This window comes from Clostridioides sp. ZZV14-6154, from assembly GCF_020657785.1.
Classification (GTDB): Bacteria; Bacillota; Clostridia; order Peptostreptococcales; family Peptostreptococcaceae; genus Clostridioides.
This window is the reverse complement of sequence record NZ_JAGWCY010000002.1, coordinates 256,800-277,550: the sequence shown is the minus strand read 5'-3', so window position 1 is coordinate 277,550 and position 20,751 is coordinate 256,800. Positions and strand designations below refer to the sequence as shown.

Genomic DNA, 20,751 nt, shown 5'->3' with positions numbered 1-20,751 from the left:
ATTATCATTTGATGTTATATTATATAGCTTATTTATCTTCATCTACTTCTTTAAAGTCAGCATCTACTACATTGTCATCTTTAGGTCCATTATCTTGAGCTTGCTCTGCACCTTGGGCTGCTTGCTGTTCTTGTGCTGCATTTTGGTACATTTCTTGAGATACTTTTTGGAACTTAGTCATTACTTCTTCTGTAGCTTTCTTAAGCTCTTCTGCTGTAGCATCTTGATTGTCTTTTACAACTTTTAAGTCTGCTATTGCTTTTTCTATATCTTCTTTATCACTTGCACTTATTTTATCTCCAAGTTCATTTAAAGTTTTTTCAGTTTGATATATAGTAGATTCAGCTTGGTTAAATGCTTCTATTTTCTCTTTCTTTTGTTTGTCAGCTTCTGCATTCATTTCAGCTTCTTTTATTTTTTGTTCTATATCTGCTTCTGATAAATTAGTGTTTGACGTTATAGTTATTTTTTGTTCTTTTCCTGTACCTAAATCTTTAGCTGAAACATTAACTATACCATTTGCATCTATATCAAATGTAACTTCTATTTGAGGTATTCCTCTTTGTGCTGGTGGTATATCAGTTAATTGGAATCTTCCTAAAGTTGTGTTGTCATAAGCCATACTTCTTTCACCTTGAAGTACATGTATATCAACAGCTGTTTGATTATCAGCAGCAGTTGAGAATACTTGTGACTTCTTAGTTGGTATTGTAGTGTTTCTTTCTATTATCTTAGTCATTACATTACCCATAGTTTCTATACCAAGAGATAATGGAGTAACGTCTAGTAGTAATAAGTCTTTAACATCTCCTGCTAAAACGCCTGCTTGTATAGAAGCTCCTGCTGCAACACATTCATCTGGGTTTATACCTTTATGAGGATCTTTTCCTATAAATTTCTTAACAGCATCTTGAACTGCTGGTATTCTTGTAGAACCACCAACTAGTAATACATCATCTATTTCACTTGTAGAAAGTCCTGCATCTTGTAAAGCTCTCTTAGTTGGTTCCATAGTTTTTTCAACTAAACCTCTAGTTAATTCTTCAAATTTAGCTCTTGATAAATCTATATTCAAATGTTTTGGACCTTCTGCTGTAGCAGTTATGAAAGGTAAGTTTATGTTTGAATTCATTGTTGATGATAATTCTTTCTTAGCCTTTTCTGCTGCTTCTTTTAATCTTTGAAGAGCCATCTTATCATTTCTTAAATCTACACCTTCAGCCTTTTTGAATTCATCTGCTAAATAGTCTATTACTATTTGGTCGAAGTCATCTCCACCTAATCTATTGTTACCAGCTGTAGCTAAAACTTCAAAAGTACCATCACCTATTTCAAGTATAGATACGTCAAAAGTTCCTCCACCTAAGTCAAATACTAATATTTTCTTTTCTTGGTCTAATTTGTCCATACCATAAGCAAGTGCAGCTGCTGTTGGCTCGTTTATTATTCTCTTAACATCTAACCCTGCTATTCTACCAGCATCTTTAGTAGCTTGTCTTTGAGCATCTGTAAAGTACGCTGGAACTGTTATAACTGCTTCTGTTACTGTTTGTCCTAAGTAACTTTCTGCATCTGATTTTAATTTTTGTAATATTATTGCTGATATTTCTTGTGGAGTATATGATTTTCCATCTATATTTACTTTGTAATCAGTTCCCATGTGAGTTTTTATTGAAGTTATTGTTTTATCTGCATTTGTAACTGCTTGTCTTTTTGCAGGTTCTCCAACTATTCTTTCACCATCTTTTGTAAATGCCACTACTGATGGAGTAGTTCTCATACCTTCATTATTTGCTATTATTTGTGCTTCTCCACCTTCTAATACTGCAACACATGAATTTGTTGTTCCTAAATCTATTCCTATTATTTTTCCCATGACTAAAAATCCTCCTTGAGTAATTGTATAATTAAATTTTACTTATTTGTGTATTTTATATTAGGCTAAATATTTTAACCTTAATTTATATACTTAGCAAGAAACTTTAACCATTGAAGGTCTTATAACTTTAGTTCCTAGTTTATATCCTTTTTGAAGTACCATCACTATTTGATTTGCTTCTACTCCATCTACACTCTCTTGCATAACTGCTAGATGTAAGTTTGGGTCAAATTCCTTAGATTCTGCTTCTATTTCTTCTACTCCAAATTTTACTAGAGTATCTATTAATTGCTTATGTACAAGGCTTATACCCTTATACATAGTATCTTCCTTATCTTCACATGCATCTAAGGCTCTTTCCATACTATCTATAACTGGTATTAACTCAGTTATTATTTTCTCATTTGCAAACACACCAATTGTTTCTTTTTCTTGTTGAGTTCTTCTTCTATAGTTTGCATATTCGGCTTGAAGTCTTTGATATTTGTCATTTAATTCATCTACTTCATCTTTTAATTTTTTTTCTGCTAATTTAGAATTTATATCTGTTACATTTTCATCATCAGCTTTTTCTTCATCAGTTTTTTCGCTTGACTCTTCACATTCTTCATTAACAACTTCATCTTCTAACTCTACTTGAGTTTCAGATTCTTGGTTAATAGAAGTATCATTTTCTTCTTTTACTTCTTGTTGCTCATTTTTTTTATCCAAGACTTTACACCCCTCAATTTAAAATTTCTTTACTTTCTATTAATTAATAAACTCATATAATTTATTATAGAGTAAATTCTAGCGTAATCCATTCTTGTAGGTCCTATGAAGCTTATTCGCCCAACTAAGTCTCTGTCTACATTATAAGTTGCTGTAACTATACTACAATCCTGTGCCAATTTACAATCATTATCACTACCAATTATTATATTTAGATTTTCTTTTTGTATTCCCTTTGATTTAATTATGTCAGCTATTGTTTCCTTTCTTTCTAACATATTTAAAAATGACTTTGCTTTTAACACATCATTGAATTCTGGATAACTAAATATATTAGTGGCTCCATTTAATGATAGAGAAAAATCTTCTTCTTCCATATTTGAGTTTAGGGCATTTAAAAGTTCATCTATAAACCCTGAATACTCACTTATTTCATATTTAATAAAAGCAATCAGATTATCATCTAAATCTGTTATACTTTTTCCTGAGAGCTTCTTTGTAAGATTATCAGAAATCAAATTTAACTTAGATTGATCTAAATATACATTAGTTGTAAGGTTAGCTTTTTTTAAGTCCCCTTTATCTGTTACAACTATAAGTAAAATATTATTGTCATTCATAGCAACTAACTGTATATGCTTTATGACGCTTTGATTTATCAAACTCTTAGTAACTGCTACAGTTGTGTAGTTAGTTAATTGAGATAATAGCTTAGACGTTTCATGAATTAATTCTTTTATATGATTTATGTTATGATTCATACATTGTTCAATAAGAATCTTATCATTATCATCCAATTCACTTTTACTCATAAGAGAGTTTACATATAACTTATAGCCTTTTTCAGATGGTACTCTACCCGCAGAAGTATGTGGCTGAATTAAATATCCTAATTCTTCAAGGTCAGCCATTTCATTTCTTATGGTGGCAGCACTAACACCTAAATCATGCCTTTTAGATATTGTTCTAGAACCTATAGCTTCAGCTGTTTCTATATAATCTTTAACTATAGCTTTGAGGATATTTAATTTTCTTTCATTTAATTCCATATTATTATACCTCCTAGCTGTTAGCACTCACTAAGTTCGAGTGCTAAAAAGATTATATATATTATATACCATTATAAATTTATTTTGTCAACACCTTAAAAATCATTCCATAAATTCTATAAATATACTATTAGATATTTCTCTTCCCTTTTGAGTTAATTGTATGCCCTCAAAGCTTTGGTTTATAAGGTTTCTAGCTAGTAACATTTCTATCTGCTTACTGTATTTTTCTCTAAAATCTATTCCAAATTTTTTTTCAAAATCTTTAAATTTTATTCCCTTATTCATTCTAAGACCCATAAATATCTTTTCTTCTATCATATCTTTTATAGAAAGATTTTCACTATCTTCTATTGGCTTCTCTCTTTTAATCAGACTTAAATGATAATCCTCTAAAGATTCTAAATTATTATATCTATTATTATCAATATAACCAGAAGCTCCTGCTCCAAGACCTATATAATGTTCACATTCCCAATATAAAATATTATGTTTACAATTATAGCCTTCTTGTGAGTAATTTGATATTTCATATTGGTTGTATCCTTTTGACTTTAAATAGTTTATTGTATACTCATACATTTCTATATCTATATTTTCATCTATAAGGTCAAATTGATTATTTTCATACATATTATATAGTTCAGTACCTTCTTCTAATATAAGAGAATATGCTGATATATGTGTTGGATTTAAATCTGTAACTTTTTCAAGAGTTTCCTTCCAATCACATAGTGTCTGATTAGGAAGACTATACATTAAATCTACATTAATATTTTTAAATCCTACACTCAGTGCATCCATATAGTTTTTCTCAAATTCTTTATAACTATGTATTCTTCCTATAAAGTTCAAATGCTTTTCTTGGACAGCTTGTAACCCTATGCTAAGTCTATTGATACCAACTTCTTTCATAGTTTCTAATTTTTCTAGTGTAAGTGTACCAGGATTACATTCTATAGTTATTTCTGCATTTTTATCTATATTGAATTTTTCTTTTATACTTACAAATACTTCTCTTATTTCTTCAGATGTCAAAATACTAGGTGTTCCTCCACCTATAAATATACTTGTTATTATATTGTTTTTGTCTAAATTGAAATCTTCTTTATTTTTGTATTTATCATCTCTATTTAATTTATTGCTGTGTAACTCCATTTCTATTTTCAAATCTTCTATATATCTTTTTTTTGAATCTAGGTCCATTTTATAAGAATTAAAGTCACAATACTTACATTTTTTCACACAAAATGGTATATGTATATAAAGTCCTAACATTTTATATTCCTCATTTCTTAAAATTATCTTAAAGCATCAGTTATTAAATTATAAATCAAACAAAATAACTCATCAAGCCACATATAAAACATTTTCACTATGTAATATCATAAAAAATTTGGATAAAAGTAGATTTTTACTTTTATCCAAATTTTTTAACTTAAAACAAATGATTATCTTTTCTTCATATAATAATAAACTGGTAATCCAAGTATGGTTATGAATATACCACCTAAGGATATTGCTGTTGAAGTCAATATTTGATTTATTATTACAAATAACCCACCTAATATAGCTATAATTGGTATTATTGGATATAAAGGAACTTTATATGGTCTGTGTAAATCTGGTTGTTCTCTTCTAAGCCTTATAACCCCAACAAAAGTCAATACGTAAAATACCCATATTGAAAATATAGTTAAGTCTGTCAAAAGATTAAATTGACCAGATAAAGCATATATACATGCTAATACAGTTATAAGCAGTATTGAATTTACAGGAGACCCACCATAATTTACTTTTAATAAAACTTTAGAAGCTGGCAAAGTTCCTCTTTCAGCTAATGTATATGGTATTCTTGACCCTGTTAATAAATATCCATTTAATGTACCAAACACTGATATTAATATACCCACAGTTATTACTTTTCCACCTAAATTTCCAAATAATTTTGTTGCAACTAATGTTGCTGGTGAAGTAACAGTTGCTAATTCACTTGCTGGTACAACCCGAAGATATGCTACATTTATTATAATATAGACTGCCATAACTAATGATAACCCACCAACTATTGCTCTTGGTAAATCTTTTTCTGGCGATTTCATCTCGCCTGAGATAGCCCCAACATTTATCCATCCATCATATGCAAACAATGTTGCTATTAATACTTGTCCAAGTGCGCTTGATACATTAACTCCATCACCTACAAATGGATTTAATACTTCACTACTTTGACCTTTAATAAATCCAAAGATTATTATTAGAGCTAATGGTATCATTTTTCCAATAGTAGCTACAGTCTGAACTTTTCCTCCCAATGATGAACCTATTATGTTAAGTAATGATAAAAACAGTATTACTCCAATTGCTATTGGAAGCACAACTGACATATTGTTCGGACTCATATTTAAAAGTTCAGATGCTTGTTGGGCAAATATTACCCCTAATGCGGCTGATGTGCCTGGAAAAAATAATACAGTTTGCATCCATCCAGTTAAAAATCCTAGTTTTTCTCCATATATCTCTTCAATATAAATCATCATACCGCCAGTTTTTGGGATAGCAGCTGATATTTCTGTAGCTGTAAGTCCAGCAGTTATTGTTATAAATCCACCTAAAAGCCATGCTATAATACCTAGACCTGGAGCTCCATTAGTTGTAGTATATATTGCCTGTGGCTTAAAAAAAACTCCCGAACCTATAACCATACCTACAACAGTAGAAAGAGCTGCTGAAAGACCAATAGTCTTTTGTAGTTGAGTACGCATGATGTCCCTCCTCACTGTTTTATAAGTGCATAAAATATTAATTTTATAAATTTATGGTTTTAGTATTCCCAAAGTTTTTTTTTATATTAATTTACTAATTTTATATTAACTTACTAGTTTTATATTAATTTGCTATACATTTAAAATTATAGAATATCAATCTTTAAAGATTGTCTATTTTTTAAATGTGGATTATATTTTCTATCTTAAATTAAAGTTTAATCTTCTAGCTTAAAATGTGTATATATCTAATACTCTTTCTTTTAAAATTTCTTTTTCATTTAGTTCTGGATTATTGATGACAATTTCAAGCATCTTATTTAATAGATACCCTATATCTTTACCTGGTTTAACACCTATAGACATTAAATCGTTTCCATTAATAGCTAAGTCTTTAATATGAAAGCATTCATTTTGGCTTATTATATGTTTAAATTCCTTTTCACTCTCAATAAGGTTTAATATTTTCTGTTTTGCATATTTTGGGTTTTTAGCAAGTGTGTCAGCCCAATTAACTTTTATTAAATCTTCAAATAGTTCAATGTCTCCCAGTTTATTTAATAACTTTTTAATAATTTTTCTTTTTGGTTCTATTCTATAATCATGATATTGTATTAATATTAGAACTTTATTAATAGTATAATTATCATACTTAAGCCTCTTTAAAATTTGCTTTGCTATTTTAAAAGACTCCCTACTGTGACTATAAAAATGGTCAATTCCATTTTTATCAGTCGTTTTAGTAATTTTTTTACCCAAATCATGAAATAACATTGTAAGCTTTAGATATAATTCATCTTCAATTACTTCAGTAGCTATCAAAGTATGTTTCCCAACATTATAAATATGATATGGATTATGTTGAATAACATCTTCTAAATCACATATTTCAGGAATTATAAATTTCAATAATCCTGTTGAAATTAATAAATTTAACTTAGATGAATCAGATACTAGCATTTTATTGAATTCTACTTGAATTCTTTCCATAGACACACATTTTATTAAATCTGCTTTTTTGTATATGCTTTGTTTAGTACCTTCAGCTATTTTAAAATTAAGCTGTGCAGAAAACCTAATCGCTCTAAGCATTCTAAGTGCATCTTCTTCAAATCTGTCTATTGGATTTCCAACGCAACGAATACACTTATTTTGTATATCCTCACAGCCATTAAATGGGTCAACTAATCCAGTCTTTGAATTGTATGCAATTGCATTAACAGTAAAGTCTCTTCTTGACAAATCCTTAACTATATCATTTGTAAATTCTATTGAATCTGGATGTCTACCATCACTATAGCTTCCATCTATTCTATATGTTGTCACTTCAAATGGCTCATGTTCAATCATGACTGTTACAGTACCATGTTGTATACCAGTTGGAATAGTTCTTTCAAATATCTCTACTACTTTTTCAGGTCTTGCACTAGTTGTTATATCCCAGTCATTTGGAATTCTTTCTAATAAACAATCCCTCACACATCCTCCAACTACATATGCCTCATAACCATTTTTTTCTAATTCTTTAATTATATAATCCACTTTTTTAGGAATTTCTATATTAGTCATAAATATCACCTTTTTTTATTTTTTCTTTAATATACACTTACTTATATTCTCTATGTGTTTAATTAAAATATACCACAAAAAAACTAGATTAATTTAGAAATAATTCTAAATTCACTCTAGCTTTTAAGTATTTTTATCTAAATTTATAAAAATTTAATAAATTATTCATCCAACTTAAGTACAGACATAAATGCTTTTTGAGGAACTTCAACAGAGCCAATTTGTCTCATACGCTTCTTACCTTCTTTTTGTTTTTCAAGAAGTTTCTTCTTACGAGATATATCTCCACCATAACATTTAGCAAGTACATCTTTTCTTAAAGCACTTATTGTCTCTCTTGCAATAACTTTATTACCAACAGCAGCTTGTATAGGTATAGCAAATTGATGTCTTGGAATTTCTCCTTTTAATTTCTCACACATTGCCTTTCCTCTAGGGAAAGCACGAGTTTCATGTACAATAAAACTAAGAGCATCAACTTGCTCTTTATTAATTAAAACATCAAGTTTTACAAGAGTAGATGCAACATATCCCTTAATCTCATAATCAAGAGAACCATATCCTCTAGTTCTTGATTTTAAGGCATCAAAGAAATCATAAACAACTTCATTAAGAGGAAGGTCGTAATGAAGCATTACTCTTCTCTCATCTATATATTCCATGTTTAACATATTTCCACGTCTTTCCTGGCAAAGTTCCATAACAACACCTACATAATCTTTAGGAACTATTATATCTCCTTTTACTATAGGTTCTTCTATCATTCTTATCTCAGCTACTTCTGGTAAATTTGCAGGATTTTGTATCATTACAACTTCTCCATCAGTTTTTGTAACTCTGTATATAACAGATGGTGCTGTAGTGATTATATCAAGATTAAATTCTCTTTCAAGTCTTTCTTGCATTATTTCCATATGTAAAAGACCTAAAAATCCACATCTAAACCCAAACCCTAGTGCTGCTGAAGTTTCAGCCTCATATTCAAGAGCAGCATCATTTACTTGTAATTTTTCAAGAGCATCTCTTACATTTTCATACTTTTCACCTTCTCCTGGATATATACCACAATATACCATTGGAGTAGCTTTTTTATATCCTGGTAAAGGTTCTTCTGTAGGATTATTTGAATCTGTTATTGTATCCCCTACACGACAACTTCTTATATCTTTTATACTAGCAGCAACATAACCAACATCACCTGCTGATAATTCACTAAGTTCAGTTTGCCCTGGAGCCATAACACCAACTTCAGTTACTTCAAACTTTTTCTTAGTATTCATCATTTTTATTGTCATACCTTTTTTAACAGTTCCTTCAAACACTCTAACATAGGCTACAACACCTTTATAAGCATCGTAATAAGAGTCAAATATTAACGCCTTTAATGGAGCTTCATTATCTCCTTTAGGTGCAGGAACATTTTTTACAATATCTTCTAAAACATCTTCTATATTTAAACCTGTTTTAGCTGAAATAAGAGGTGCTTCACTTGCATCAAGCCCTATTATATCTTCAATTTCATGTTTTACTTCATCTGGTCTTGCACTTGGTAAATCTATTTTATTTATTATTGGTAATATTTCTAAATCTTGGTCTATTGCAAGATACACATTAGCTAAAGTCTGTGCCTCAACACCTTGTGCTGCATCAACTACCAATAATGCTCCCTCACACGCAACTAAACTTCTTGATACCTCGTAATTGAAGTCTACATGTCCTGGTGTATCTATAAGATTTAAATAATATTCATTTCCATCCTTCGCCTTATACATTAATCTTATATTTTGGAGCTTTATAGTGATTCCTCTTTCTCTTTCAAGATCCATGTTATCGAGTAATTGACTCTTCATGTCTCTTTCACTGACAAGCCCCGTTTGTTGTATTAATCTATCAGCTAAGGTAGACTTTCCATGGTCTATATGTGCAATTATACTAAAATTTCTAGTTCTACTTTGTTTATTGTCCACCTTAAATTCCCTCCTCTTGATTATTCTTATAGTTATCATTTTATATTATATAAAAACTTTTTATATATCAAATTTTAAATTTTTGAATATAAACTAATTGGCATTAAACAAAATTATCCACATTATATGTGGATTATCAAGCCTAACACTAAATATTATATAATATCATAAACTTAAAGTAAATCCTATAAAAGATAGTTAATGTATTTTTATTTTATACAATTAAAGATACATAACTAAAATAAGGCTTATTTTAATCAATAAACCTTATTCACTTATTTACTACTTATTAAATTTTTCAACAATTTTGTGTATATCAAAATTTGGTATATCAAGCTTTGGTATATCAAGCTTTGTAATATCAAATTTAATACTTGAGAAATAATTATGTTGTTTTATTCCCAACATACTTTTAGCATTACTGTCAACTATAAATACACAAACTGATGTACCTATAATCATAATAACTAAAAATATAATTCTCATAATATACTTATATTTTCTTTGTTTACTTTTACCTTCTATATTTCTTTCTAATCGGCTCATTCAACATGCTCCTAATTATACTAAACAATCTAATTTTTTTGTTTAAAATATTCATCTAAAATTTCAGCAAGATACTTTGTAGTAGCCTTAGATTCTTCTATACTTGTTGCATTATTTCCAATTTCTATTAACATGTGATTTTTAACTGCAAATTGATTAAATCTAGCATAATCTTTTTCTACTATTGGAGACACCAAGCCTGGATATTTCTTTTCAGCAAAAGCAGTTATATCATCTGCTAAAGCTCTAAGCTGTGCTTTATTTTCATTTTTTCCTCCTACAACAAAGAAGAATTTAGATACTCTCTCTCCATTTATCATAGTTGTATATTTTAAATGGTCTTTTTCTTTAGTGGCTGGATTAGTTAAATCCCTAGCATCCCTATGTAAATCTATTGCTATGTCCACTGTATTATATTTAGGGAGTATACTTTTTATTGTTTTTAAACTACTTGCATAAGAGTTATTATAAGATGGATAGTCATGGTATTTAGTAGTATGGACTACACCCCATCCCTTACTGTCTAAAGCACTAGTTAATGCATTTCCTACTTCCATTACTGAATTTTTCTTATCTCTTGAATGATAATTTCCATCAGGTGAATTTGAATAAGTTTCACATCCATGAGTATGATATATCAAGATTCTTGGATTTTCTTTAGTCACTCTTAAATCATCTTTATAATCTTCACTAGATGCAGTACTAGTTTCAGTTGTATCTGAGTTTTTTGACTCAATGTCTGGAACATTTTCTTTACCAACATAAAGTTTTATATATTCTTTTTCACTTTCTTTCTTATTATCAGCTTTACTTACATCCTCAGATTTTTTATTTTCATCTTTACTTTCTTTACTTGTTTCTTTATTTTTATCACTCTTTTTATTTTCTGTATTATTTCCTTCGACTTTAGCTTCTGGATAAGATGAATTTACTAAAAATTTCAAAAAGTCATCTTGATTTAAAGCCAATGATTTTCCTGGTAAAATGCATGCTAATATAAAAGTCAAGGTTACTACTTTAATGCATTTTTTAAACATATTTGCTCCTCCTTATTTTACAATCTACCTGGATGTAAAGACCTATTTAGACCTTCACTTATTATTATAGATAGATTTTCAATTGTATCATCTATATCTTTTGGTGTTACGATTAAATTCTTATCATATGGGTCTAATGAATCTTTTATTAGATGATATTTTTCTTCTTCTTTAAGTTTTTTCAACATATTATAAAAACTTTCTGTTTCTTCTGACTGAGATATTAAATTATCTATTGCCATATCCAAAACATCTATAGTAAGAGTTGCTGCGTCAACCACAGTTGGAACTCCTATTGCAATAACATCCACTCCTAAAGTTTCTTTAGTGAGAGATTTTCTTGTATTACCAACACCTCCACCAGGTGATATTCCTGCTGTTGATATTTGTATAGTAGAGTTTACTCTTTCCATTTTTCTTGATGCTAGTGCATCTATTGCTACTACTCTATCTGGCTTCACTTTCTCAACTAATGACTTCACTACTTCACTAGTTTCTATCCCAGTAACACCCATAACCCCTGGGCTTAAAGCTGATACCTCAGTAAAATCATCATCATAATCCTTGTTATAATTTTTAAAGAGATGTCTAGTTACCAGTGTTTTAGATACACTTTTTGGACCCAATGCATCAGAAGTAATATTTCTATTTCCAAGACCAATTACTAGTGTCTTTTTGTTTTTGTCTTGTCCAAACACATCTACCAATTCATCTTTTAAATAACTTATCATTTCTTCTCTTGACTCATCATCATCAAACTTCATAAGATTACTTTCTAGGGTTATATATTTTCCTATATCTTTGTTCATTATCTCTGAACCTTGTTCATCTATTACTTCAACTTTTGTTACAATACAATTTTCTAATTCTTTAGTTTCTATTTCTACCCCAGGAATACTACTTCCTTCTTGAGACTTTTCACACATTTCACTAGCTTCTAAAGCTAAATCTGTTCTTACATTAATCATATAAACCTCCAGTATAAATTAAATGCTAATTATAATTGTTAACAAAATTTAGTATTTTATAACAAAAAACTATAAATTTATTTAAAACAAGTAAAATTAAGGCTTTCAATGTAAGAAAATCGAGTTTGGTCAGTAAATGGTCAGTAAACTTCCTTATCTATCATTTATTTACAAATATAAAAAGGTAGCAACTATTTACATAGGCGCTACCTTTTAATCTATTTATCACTTTCTTCCCAAGATTTCATTCATTATATATTTCCTCTAAAACAATTAAATGATAAACATATTTTTGAAAGTGTTTATTCAACTTTTTGAAGGGTTTAAAAATGTTCAATCATAAAAAAGGCTCTCTAAAGTACCTTTCTTGTTTTATTGGTTGAAGCCTAATACAGATAATATTTTAGCATCATAGTAAATAGGCATGTTCTTTGTTGCATCTTCTAAACTTTATGTTCATAGTAGAATGACTTGTTCACTTCATTTATTTCTGTTGAAAGAATGGTTCAGCAATTGCTAGCCACTCATTTGGAAGATAAAGAGAGAGATAACCATGATTATAACCTTTAGCTTCATAAATCCTACATGAGGCCACATAAGACTGAAACATTTTCGCAGAGCTTTTGACACACTTCATTTCTTTTTCTCCATACCAGTACATCACTTGTGCTGTGGTTTTTTTGACGCTATCCTTAAGTGTATATTGCATCATATAAGTACGATACATATTATATAATGTTTCTTTTCTGACATGTGGCATATCCTGCATATAATATGCTTTGATTTCATCTGGGTACTGCATATTTTTAGGTAATAGCTTTGGCATCATAGCAATTTGAAAACGACAGGCCTTCTCACTAAATAGAAGTCCTCCACAAAAACGAATACCAGCAATACAAAACCTTGCCATAGTAGGTCTTGGGTAGCATATACTACCATCAATAATTGCCTTTTGGGTAATATCAGGTTTTCGAGATAAAAGCTCCATCACAATTTGACCACCAAGTGACACACCACACAAAGCAAAAATATGACCACCACATTCTTTATCTATATATTCTACTAACTTGTCTGCTGTATCCTCTGTGGAAATATATGTATTCTCATATTCTTCTCCATGACCATCCAATGTAGGAAGTATTACATAATAGTTTTCAGACAAAACCTGTGCTTGTCGTAAATAGTTCCACCATGCGTTCCCACCTCCATGAATCAACATTATATGTGGACTTTTTTTATTTCCAAATTCATGAAATTTCATATGTCACCTCTCCTTATAAAAATAAAATGAATGTTATTTCTTCTTGTCATCATCCACTACAGGTGGAGAAGATATAATTGAGAGTTTTCGAAGCCTTAGATTCGATTTAGGTTTTTGATCTACATATGGTTTCAATAAATTAGCTATATTTTGAAGAAGATCTTTATATTCATTATCAGTCATATATAACAATGCTGAAGTAAAAAGTACATTATCTTTTTTATGGTCTTGATTTTTCCTGCTAAAATACTCATTCATTTCCTGCATTAATCCTATATGAAATGCTGTAGAAAGTGCAACAAATGTATCACCTTCCATTGGCACTTCATCTTCCTTTAGTGCATAAACCTTTTCAATCGTACCACGCACACGATTTTCTTTGACTACTTCAATCATATTATTCTCTTCTAAAATTTTGACATGATGATAAACCGTTGCGCGAGGAATATCATTCAAATACTTCACTATATCAGATGTACGAACACTGCCATGAAGTCGAATATACTGTAAAATACGAAGTCTAGCAGGATTTAGAATCAATTTTACTACATCCATCTTATCATCCCTTTCTTTAATCTATAAAAATATTATAGTCTATTTTTTTAGACTATTCAACTGTTCACTGTAAAAACGTTAAAAATCATGTTAGTTTTTCGATATTTATTTTATTGTTAATAATACATTTATAAAATCCATCATATATGTACATGTTTTTTCAATATAAATAATTAAATGATAAACATATTTTTGAAAGTGTTTATCCAACTTTTTGAAGAGTTTAAAGATATTCAATCATAAAAAAGGCTCCCTAAAGAACCTTTCTTGTTTTATTGGTTGAAGCCTAATACAGATAATGCCTTAGCATCATAGTACTTAGGCATAGTTTTTGTTGCATTTTCTAGTCTAGAAAAATTAAACTCTGCTGAAGTTCTATATAATACAACTTCAGAACCATCAAATTCATACCACTTACCGTCAATTTGCACATAGTTCCAAGCATGGTTTAAGGCTCCATCTTCCTGATATATCGAATTCATTCCCATTAGCCTTGTCAATACATGAAAGCTACTTGCAAAACTTCCACATGAACCACGTTTTTCAACAAGATTTCCATATACATTTGTATCATGTGCTATCCCACTCACATATTTTGACTCTATTACCAGTTTTGCAGCTCTATTCGCCTTTTCCATATCAGATGCATTTCTCCAATCGAAACTATTTAGGAAATTTCTAATTACTACAAGTTCATTTTTAGTCTGCTCATAAGTAAGCAACTCTTTGCCTGCTATAATTTTTATAGGGTCAAGATTTTTAAATATTACACTCTTGTATGGTTCACCTGCAAATGCAGCAGCGTATGCACCTAATCCTGCATATCCTTTATTTATATAATAATATTTGCCATCTGCTCTAAGTTCATTCCCATTTTCATTTCCACCATAATTAATGTCCCATCCAAATTTTCCTGTTGTATTAAGACCAAACTGCTCTAACATTCCTTTTAAAGGATACTCCTCGTTTGTATTGTTTTTGACTACGCCTGTATTAGTGTCACCTACATTATTAGTTACATTCAAACATTGTGTTATTATAGAAGCATCAATATTCCCTATTGATGTTATTTTAGTAGCACCTTTAAGTATACTTTTGTTACTTCCATTTCCAACTAATACAATTGGTTTACTTTCAGCTAGAGTTGAGCCAATTAGCGGATAAACTAGGTCACTGCCACTAGCTACATAAAATTCTTTAGCACCACCATAAAACTGTTGAACTATCTTTTTATTAGTCTCATATCTATCAATTCCACCTAATCTAGTTGCTCCTAATTTTTCTACAAGTTGATTACTCATAGTATTTGTTGAACCAAATGCAAATATTTTATCTCCTTTAATTTTAAGCTCAGGCATATCTGAGCCATTAGTAAGTAATACAGGTATCTCATTTTTAAATGCAACTGAAGCTGCACTTATAGCATCAGCTTCACCTTTAAATCCATTTGCTACCAGTACATTACCTGAAGTACCTTTTAATTCTAAAATCTTGTCACTTACCTTATAACTTGTACTAAGTCTATCTTTTCCTTCAATTCTTTCAACGTCAATATTTTTTTCCTTTAATAAATTCTCTACTTTGCTTCCTATAGAATTATTTCCTCCTATTATGTACACTTTTTTAACATTATTAAGTCTTTTTAATGTTGAGTCTGGTATCTCATCTTTCTTAGTCAATAATATTGGTGCGTTTTCAACTCCAGCCAATCCACTTGCTGATAATCCATCTGCTAAACTATTATCCACATTGATAAGGATGGCTTTAGTATAATTCTGCCTATCTGCAATAATAGCTGAAGTTTCATACTTATCTTTACCATTTATACTATCAATCGAACTTAGTGCATTTGATACTATTGGAAAAGTAGAAATCACTAACAAGAATGAAATTCCCATAGTTAATAATTTTTTACATATTTTCATAATATAAATACCTCCTAAATATTATAGTTCTACTTAAATAATATACTATAAAATGAAAAAAACATCTCAATTATTAGAAAAATTATCTTAATTAAACATATAAATTTATATTTTTATAAATTTTTTATTAAATTTACAAAAATGAGTAATTTCTTGCATTATCTTATAATTATTGGAAATACTATCAAAATGTATGTAAATAGTTTGTATTATATCAAAATATTTGTTACAAAAATGAAATATTAATTTATATATATTAAAATATTTAAAACACAAAATATACCAACCTAAAAACAAGATATTGCAAATTATTTATACACAATCTATAGTCTAAAAAATCAAAATAAAAAACATTATTAAAATATATAAATAATAATCCTTGATTTTTAGATTTATTTCTGTTAAAATCTAATATGTTGACGATGAATATGAGAAAAAAATACAGGGAGGTGAACACGGTGGCAAATATAAAATCAGCTAAGAAAAGAATAAGTGTTATCGAAAAGAAAACTGCTTTAAATAGAGTTAGAAAATCTCAAATAAAAACTGCAATAAGAAGATTCGAAGATGCTGTTGCAGCTGGAAACAGAGAGGATGCTGTTGTTAAGTTCCAATACGCTCAAAAGAGAATATACCAAGTAGCTTCTAAAGGAACTATACATAAGAATGCTGCAGCTAGAAAAGTAGCTAAATTAGCTCAAAAGTTAAACGGTATGAACGCTTAATTACCAGTTTATATTTCTTATATATAATAACCCCTATGTAGGGGTTTTTTATTTTGGAAATTTATACAATAAAAAATAAATAGTTAGACATATTATAGTGGATTATATACTCTTAGACTCAATTTAGCCTACTTGTACTTTGAACTATAACATATCTTGCTATTTATTTTTTATTAATATATAAGTTTTTTACATTGCTTGCCTTTTACAGTATCTACTAACCAACATTTCTACTGCTAAAGTATCCCTTATAAGTCCTGTTTTTATTTTATAATCGCTTTCTAATATATAATTTAAAATTTCTATGATTATATCATCAGAGAAGTTTTTAGTCTGTTTTAATGCTTTTCCTATTACAAATTGATGCATTTTTAATTTATCTGCTATAAGTTTTGCTGAGTATCCCTCTAGTTGTAATTGTCTTACTTGCATAACTATTTTAAATTGTCTAGCTATCATAGAAAATATACCTAAAACAGATTCGCCTTCTTGTATCATATCATTCAATATTTTCATTGCATTAGAAGCACTTTGCTCTCCAATATAATCAATTAACTTAAATATATCATTTTCAACCTTTTTAGGAGATAATTTATCTATTACATCATTAGTTACACTATTTCCCTTTCCAACAAATGAACTAATTTTATTTATCTCGTTTTCTAAGTCTGATAAAGTCTTTTCACTACTTTTATCTCTATATCCTTCTTGTTCAATAAAATACATTATTTGAGAGTTTTCTATTATAACTTCATTTAGAGCAAAAGATTTTTTTATCCACTTAAATAAGTCCATATCAGAAAGCTTGTCACAATTAAAAACAATTCCATTATTACCTATCTTTTTAACTAAAGATTTTCTTTTGTCAATATCTCCATATACAACAAAAACTATAGTGGTAGTGTCTGGAGTATTATCTAAATGCTCTATCAAGTATTTTTCGTCGCTATCTGTAAAATTCTTTTTCTTTCCTTTTAGTAACTCAAAGTCTTTTACTATTACTATTTTTCTATCATCCATAAAAGGAAGTGTCTCTATAGAGCTTATAAGCTGATTTAAGACTATTTCCTTTCCATCTATTATATCTAAGTTAAAATCGAGCATTCCTTCGTTTAAATTCTCTTTAAAGACTTTTATTGCATTTTCTATTAAATAATACTCTCTGCCATAAAAAAGATACATTTTCTCAAGTTTTTTATCTTTTATATTCCTTATAATATCCTTGTAATCCATTTTCTTGCTCCTTTATCTCTTTTCCTTCTATATAAAATATGTAAAAAAATACTCCTATGTAATAAATCACTACAATATAAAGTTTAGGGTTATCTATATCAATATATGCAAAATTTAAATTGCTGAGTTTATCTAGTAAAAAAAATATGATTTCTATCAATGTGCTGTTGAATAAAGCTATTATTTTAGCTATTACTACACTTATTTTAAATATTATTAAACTTGCAATACTCAAATACATTATTATACCTATAAATGGTACTATTATTAAATTTCCTATGATTGAAACCAATGGTATACCTTTAAATGTATAATATATTATAGGCAAGGTTAATATATTTGACGATATTGTCAATGATACCATACTTAATTTTATAATACTATTTATTTTATTGTAAAATATTAGTATAGAGAATGTAGCTAAAAAAGATAATTGAAAACTTACATTATATATAACATAGGGGTTATTTATAATTAAAACTATCCCTATTAGAGACAGTGTTGATATTCCATCCTTTTTTCTATTAATAAAGACTGATAAATAGAAAACCATAACAAATGCTATAGACCTAATTATAGATGGAGACGCACCTACCATTATACAATATAAAGATATAAAAATCGACAATATTAATAATTTATACAATTTATTTATACCTCTTAATAGAAAAGCAATTACAACACATAGTATGCTTGTATGAAGACCAGATATAGATATTACATGACTAGTTCCTGTCCTAGTGAACATTTCTTTTTGTTCATCTGTCAAATTTTCAACCTCTGCTAACAATATAGAATTTATAAAATCTGAATTTTTCTTATATAAATATCTATAAGTTTTATTTATGTAAAGCTTTATTTTACCTATTAAGTCATATATTTTATTTTTACCAATAATTTTATAACTATTTATATATATTATACCTTTATATCCAGTACTTTTTATATATCTTCCATAATCAAAATCTTCATATTTCATTTTACCTAAACTTTTAAATTTACCTGTAACATTAACTTTCTGACCAATTTTCAAATTTTTAGTTCTTGTGTAATCATTTATTAGGAAAGCTCCTACTTTATACTGATTATATCTAGGCTTTTCAAATCTTCCTTTGACTGTTCCTTGTATAGTTATTATCTTATCATTAAATTTTTCATCCTCTTTCTTCTTATTTGTGATAATAAAAGATACAGCTATCACAAATATTAATATAATTAGTAAAGGTCTTCTTATTTGAATCATAATCACTCCTCTATAAAACATATTATTTAGATTATTTTCAAATAAAGATTTTTTAAACAAAAGAAATTATTCTATAAACAAAAGAATACGTCAAAAGATTTATTAAAATCTTTTGACGTATTTTCACTTCTATATATATTCATTTATATAATTGTCTTTTTTAGAAAAAATGCAATTAAGTATTTCTATTGTTTCTTTTGAAATACCTTCTATATTATTTAATAAAAGTGCTTCTTCAACGTCTGTATAAGAAAATGCCAATTGTGTTAAAGCATTTATATCTAATTTAATATCAAAACACTCTTGAAGCCCTTCTGTGCATTCTTTATTTAATTTTTCCACTATTACTTTCTTATTTTGTATAGAGACTTTGAATAGTCCATTATTTTCTTCTATAAATTTATCTTCTATATATAATTTTATAGAACTATTAATATCCTTATCAATATCTATATCTTCAATAAATTGCTTTACATTTATAACTCTTCCCATCATAAAAGGTTTTATTTTTATCTCACAATCTTTAGGGTTGTCTAATATAAACCTTATCTTATCTATTGTAGGAGTAGCTATAGAAGCTATCTTACATTGAGTATTGTGATTATATATAAATTTAAGCATTGATTTAAGAGCATCTATGTTTTTATAAAATAGCTCTCTGACAAACATTTTATCTCCTTGAAGAAAATAAATTATATATCCATCTTTTTCATTACCTTCATGGATATATAAATGTCCGTCTTCACTTTGGATTTCTTTAAATAAGTTTTCATAATAATGTTCATCTTTTAACACATTACCATTAACCTCATTTAAAAATACTTTATCTATTTTAATTAAATCATCAATTTGTGATAAATCAGCTTTTATCATTTTTCCATTTGCCTTGAAATTTTTTAAATCATCTGTTTTGATAGTATATTCAATTTGGTCATAACAGTGCTCATATCCAAATCTTCTATAAAGTCTATAGTCAATTGGCATTAATATAGATACTAGTTGTCCTTTCTTATACAACTCATTTAAAGTAAATTTAATAACTTTACTCATATAACCAGTTCCTCTCCCCTCAGGAAGTGTAGAAACCCCTACTACATACGATGTATTGTATACCTTACTATTTAAGCTTAATTTATACTGGTTTAGCTGAAGAGAGGAAACAATTTTTCCTTCATCTAAAGCTATTACAGTATTTTCATATTTATATTTATCATTAAAATAGTATTTCATGAAACTTTCACTGTCATTAAAGCAATAACTCCATATTTCTTTTATACTTTCTATTTCTTCGTCTTTAGCATACCTAATCTCCATATAG

Annotated in this window: 17 protein-coding genes; 1 reads left to right on the top strand and 16 read right to left on the bottom strand. The window is 28.4% G+C overall.

The genetic code is table 11. The features are described 5' to 3' along the window. Nucleotides 1–28: 28 nt before the first annotated feature. From dnaK to KGF45_RS07675, 13 genes are all read right to left on the bottom strand, one after another. Nucleotides 29–1,876, bottom strand: coding sequence for a molecular chaperone DnaK (dnaK, locus tag KGF45_RS07735; RefSeq protein ID WP_227828207.1), 1,848 nt, complete (start codon nt 1,874–1,876; stop codon nt 29–31). Nucleotides 1,877–1,969: 93 nt separating this feature from the next. Continuing rightward, nucleotides 1,970–2,590 carry a nucleotide exchange factor GrpE gene (grpE, locus tag KGF45_RS07730; protein ID WP_227432572.1) on the bottom strand — a complete coding sequence of 207 codons (621 nt, stop codon included), beginning with the start codon at nt 2,588–2,590 and terminating at the stop codon, nt 1,970–1,972. 29 nt (nt 2,591–2,619) lie between these two features. Then, entirely contained in the window at nt 2,620–3,639 is a 1,020-nt protein-coding gene (gene hrcA / locus KGF45_RS07725) for a heat-inducible transcriptional repressor HrcA (RefSeq protein WP_227828206.1), read from the bottom strand. A 102-nt stretch (nt 3,640–3,741) separates the two neighbouring features. Next, nucleotides 3,742–4,917, bottom strand: a complete 1,176-nt coding sequence (hemW, locus tag KGF45_RS07720) for a radical SAM family heme chaperone HemW (RefSeq protein ID WP_227842140.1) — start codon at nt 4,915–4,917, stop codon at nt 3,742–3,744. Nucleotides 4,918–5,090: 173 nt separating this feature from the next. After that, nucleotides 5,091–6,404 carry an APC family permease gene (locus tag KGF45_RS07715; protein WP_227842137.1) on the bottom strand — a complete coding sequence of 438 codons (1,314 nt, stop codon included), beginning with the start codon at nt 6,402–6,404 and terminating at the stop codon, nt 5,091–5,093. Nucleotides 6,405–6,635: 231 nt separating this feature from the next. Next, nucleotides 6,636–7,973, bottom strand: coding sequence for a CCA tRNA nucleotidyltransferase (locus tag KGF45_RS07710; protein WP_227842135.1), 1,338 nt, complete (start codon nt 7,971–7,973; stop codon nt 6,636–6,638). A gap of 161 nt (nt 7,974–8,134) precedes the next feature. Continuing rightward, nucleotides 8,135–9,940: a translation elongation factor 4 gene (gene lepA, locus KGF45_RS07705; RefSeq protein ID WP_227861032.1), complete on the bottom strand. Its 1,806-nt coding sequence runs from the start codon at nt 9,938–9,940 to the stop codon at nt 8,135–8,137. 282 nt (nt 9,941–10,222) lie between these two features. Next, complete coding sequence (locus KGF45_RS07700; protein ID WP_227842133.1) at nt 10,223–10,486, bottom strand: hypothetical protein; 264 nt, start codon at nt 10,484–10,486, stop codon at nt 10,223–10,225. Nucleotides 10,487–10,515: 29 nt separating this feature from the next. After that, nucleotides 10,516–11,523 carry a stage II sporulation protein P gene (gene spoIIP, locus KGF45_RS07695; RefSeq protein ID WP_227828200.1) on the bottom strand — a complete coding sequence of 336 codons (1,008 nt, stop codon included), beginning with the start codon at nt 11,521–11,523 and terminating at the stop codon, nt 10,516–10,518. A gap of 17 nt (nt 11,524–11,540) precedes the next feature. After that, the gene (gene gpr, locus KGF45_RS07690; RefSeq protein WP_227828199.1) at nt 11,541–12,491 is read right to left on the bottom strand and encodes a GPR endopeptidase; all 951 of its coding nucleotides are present in this window, start codon (nt 12,489–12,491) and stop codon (nt 11,541–11,543) included. Nucleotides 12,492–12,975: 484 nt separating this feature from the next. After that, the gene (locus KGF45_RS07685) at nt 12,976–13,710 is read right to left on the bottom strand and encodes an alpha/beta fold hydrolase (protein WP_413926589.1); all 735 of its coding nucleotides are present in this window, start codon (nt 13,708–13,710) and stop codon (nt 12,976–12,978) included. 75 nt (nt 13,711–13,785) lie between these two features. After that, a complete protein-coding gene (locus tag KGF45_RS07680; RefSeq protein ID WP_227842130.1) occupies nt 13,786–14,307 on the bottom strand; it encodes a helix-turn-helix domain-containing protein in 522 nt (173 codons plus the stop codon). Nucleotides 14,308–14,579: 272 nt separating this feature from the next. Next, nucleotides 14,580–16,232: a cell wall-binding repeat-containing protein gene (locus KGF45_RS07675; RefSeq protein ID WP_227842129.1), complete on the bottom strand. Its 1,653-nt coding sequence runs from the start codon at nt 16,230–16,232 to the stop codon at nt 14,580–14,582. Between the two features lie 458 nt (nt 16,233–16,690). Here KGF45_RS07675 and rpsT point away from each other — a divergent pair, with 458 nt between their 5' ends. Then, the gene (gene rpsT / locus KGF45_RS07670) at nt 16,691–16,957 is read left to right on the top strand and encodes a 30S ribosomal protein S20 (protein ID WP_227432754.1); all 267 of its coding nucleotides are present in this window, start codon (nt 16,691–16,693) and stop codon (nt 16,955–16,957) included. A gap of 189 nt (nt 16,958–17,146) precedes the next feature. On the opposite strand, the gene holA is transcribed toward rpsT, so the two are convergent. The 3 genes from holA to eis form a co-directional block, all read right to left on the bottom strand. Beyond that, nucleotides 17,147–18,190 (bottom strand): DNA polymerase III subunit delta, encoded by a 1,044-nt coding sequence (gene holA, locus KGF45_RS07665; protein ID WP_227828195.1) that lies wholly within the window; start codon nt 18,188–18,190, stop codon nt 17,147–17,149. Continuing rightward, nucleotides 18,153–19,433 (bottom strand): ComEC/Rec2 family competence protein, encoded by a 1,281-nt coding sequence (locus tag KGF45_RS07660; RefSeq protein WP_227828194.1) that lies wholly within the window; start codon nt 19,431–19,433, stop codon nt 18,153–18,155. The genes holA and KGF45_RS07660 overlap by 38 nt, the downstream gene beginning before the upstream one ends. Nucleotides 19,434–19,562: 129 nt before the next feature. Continuing rightward, a complete protein-coding gene (gene eis / locus KGF45_RS07655; RefSeq protein WP_227828193.1) occupies nt 19,563–20,747 on the bottom strand; it encodes a GNAT family N-acetyltransferase in 1,185 nt (394 codons plus the stop codon). Between the last annotated feature and the right edge of the window lie 4 nt (nt 20,748–20,751).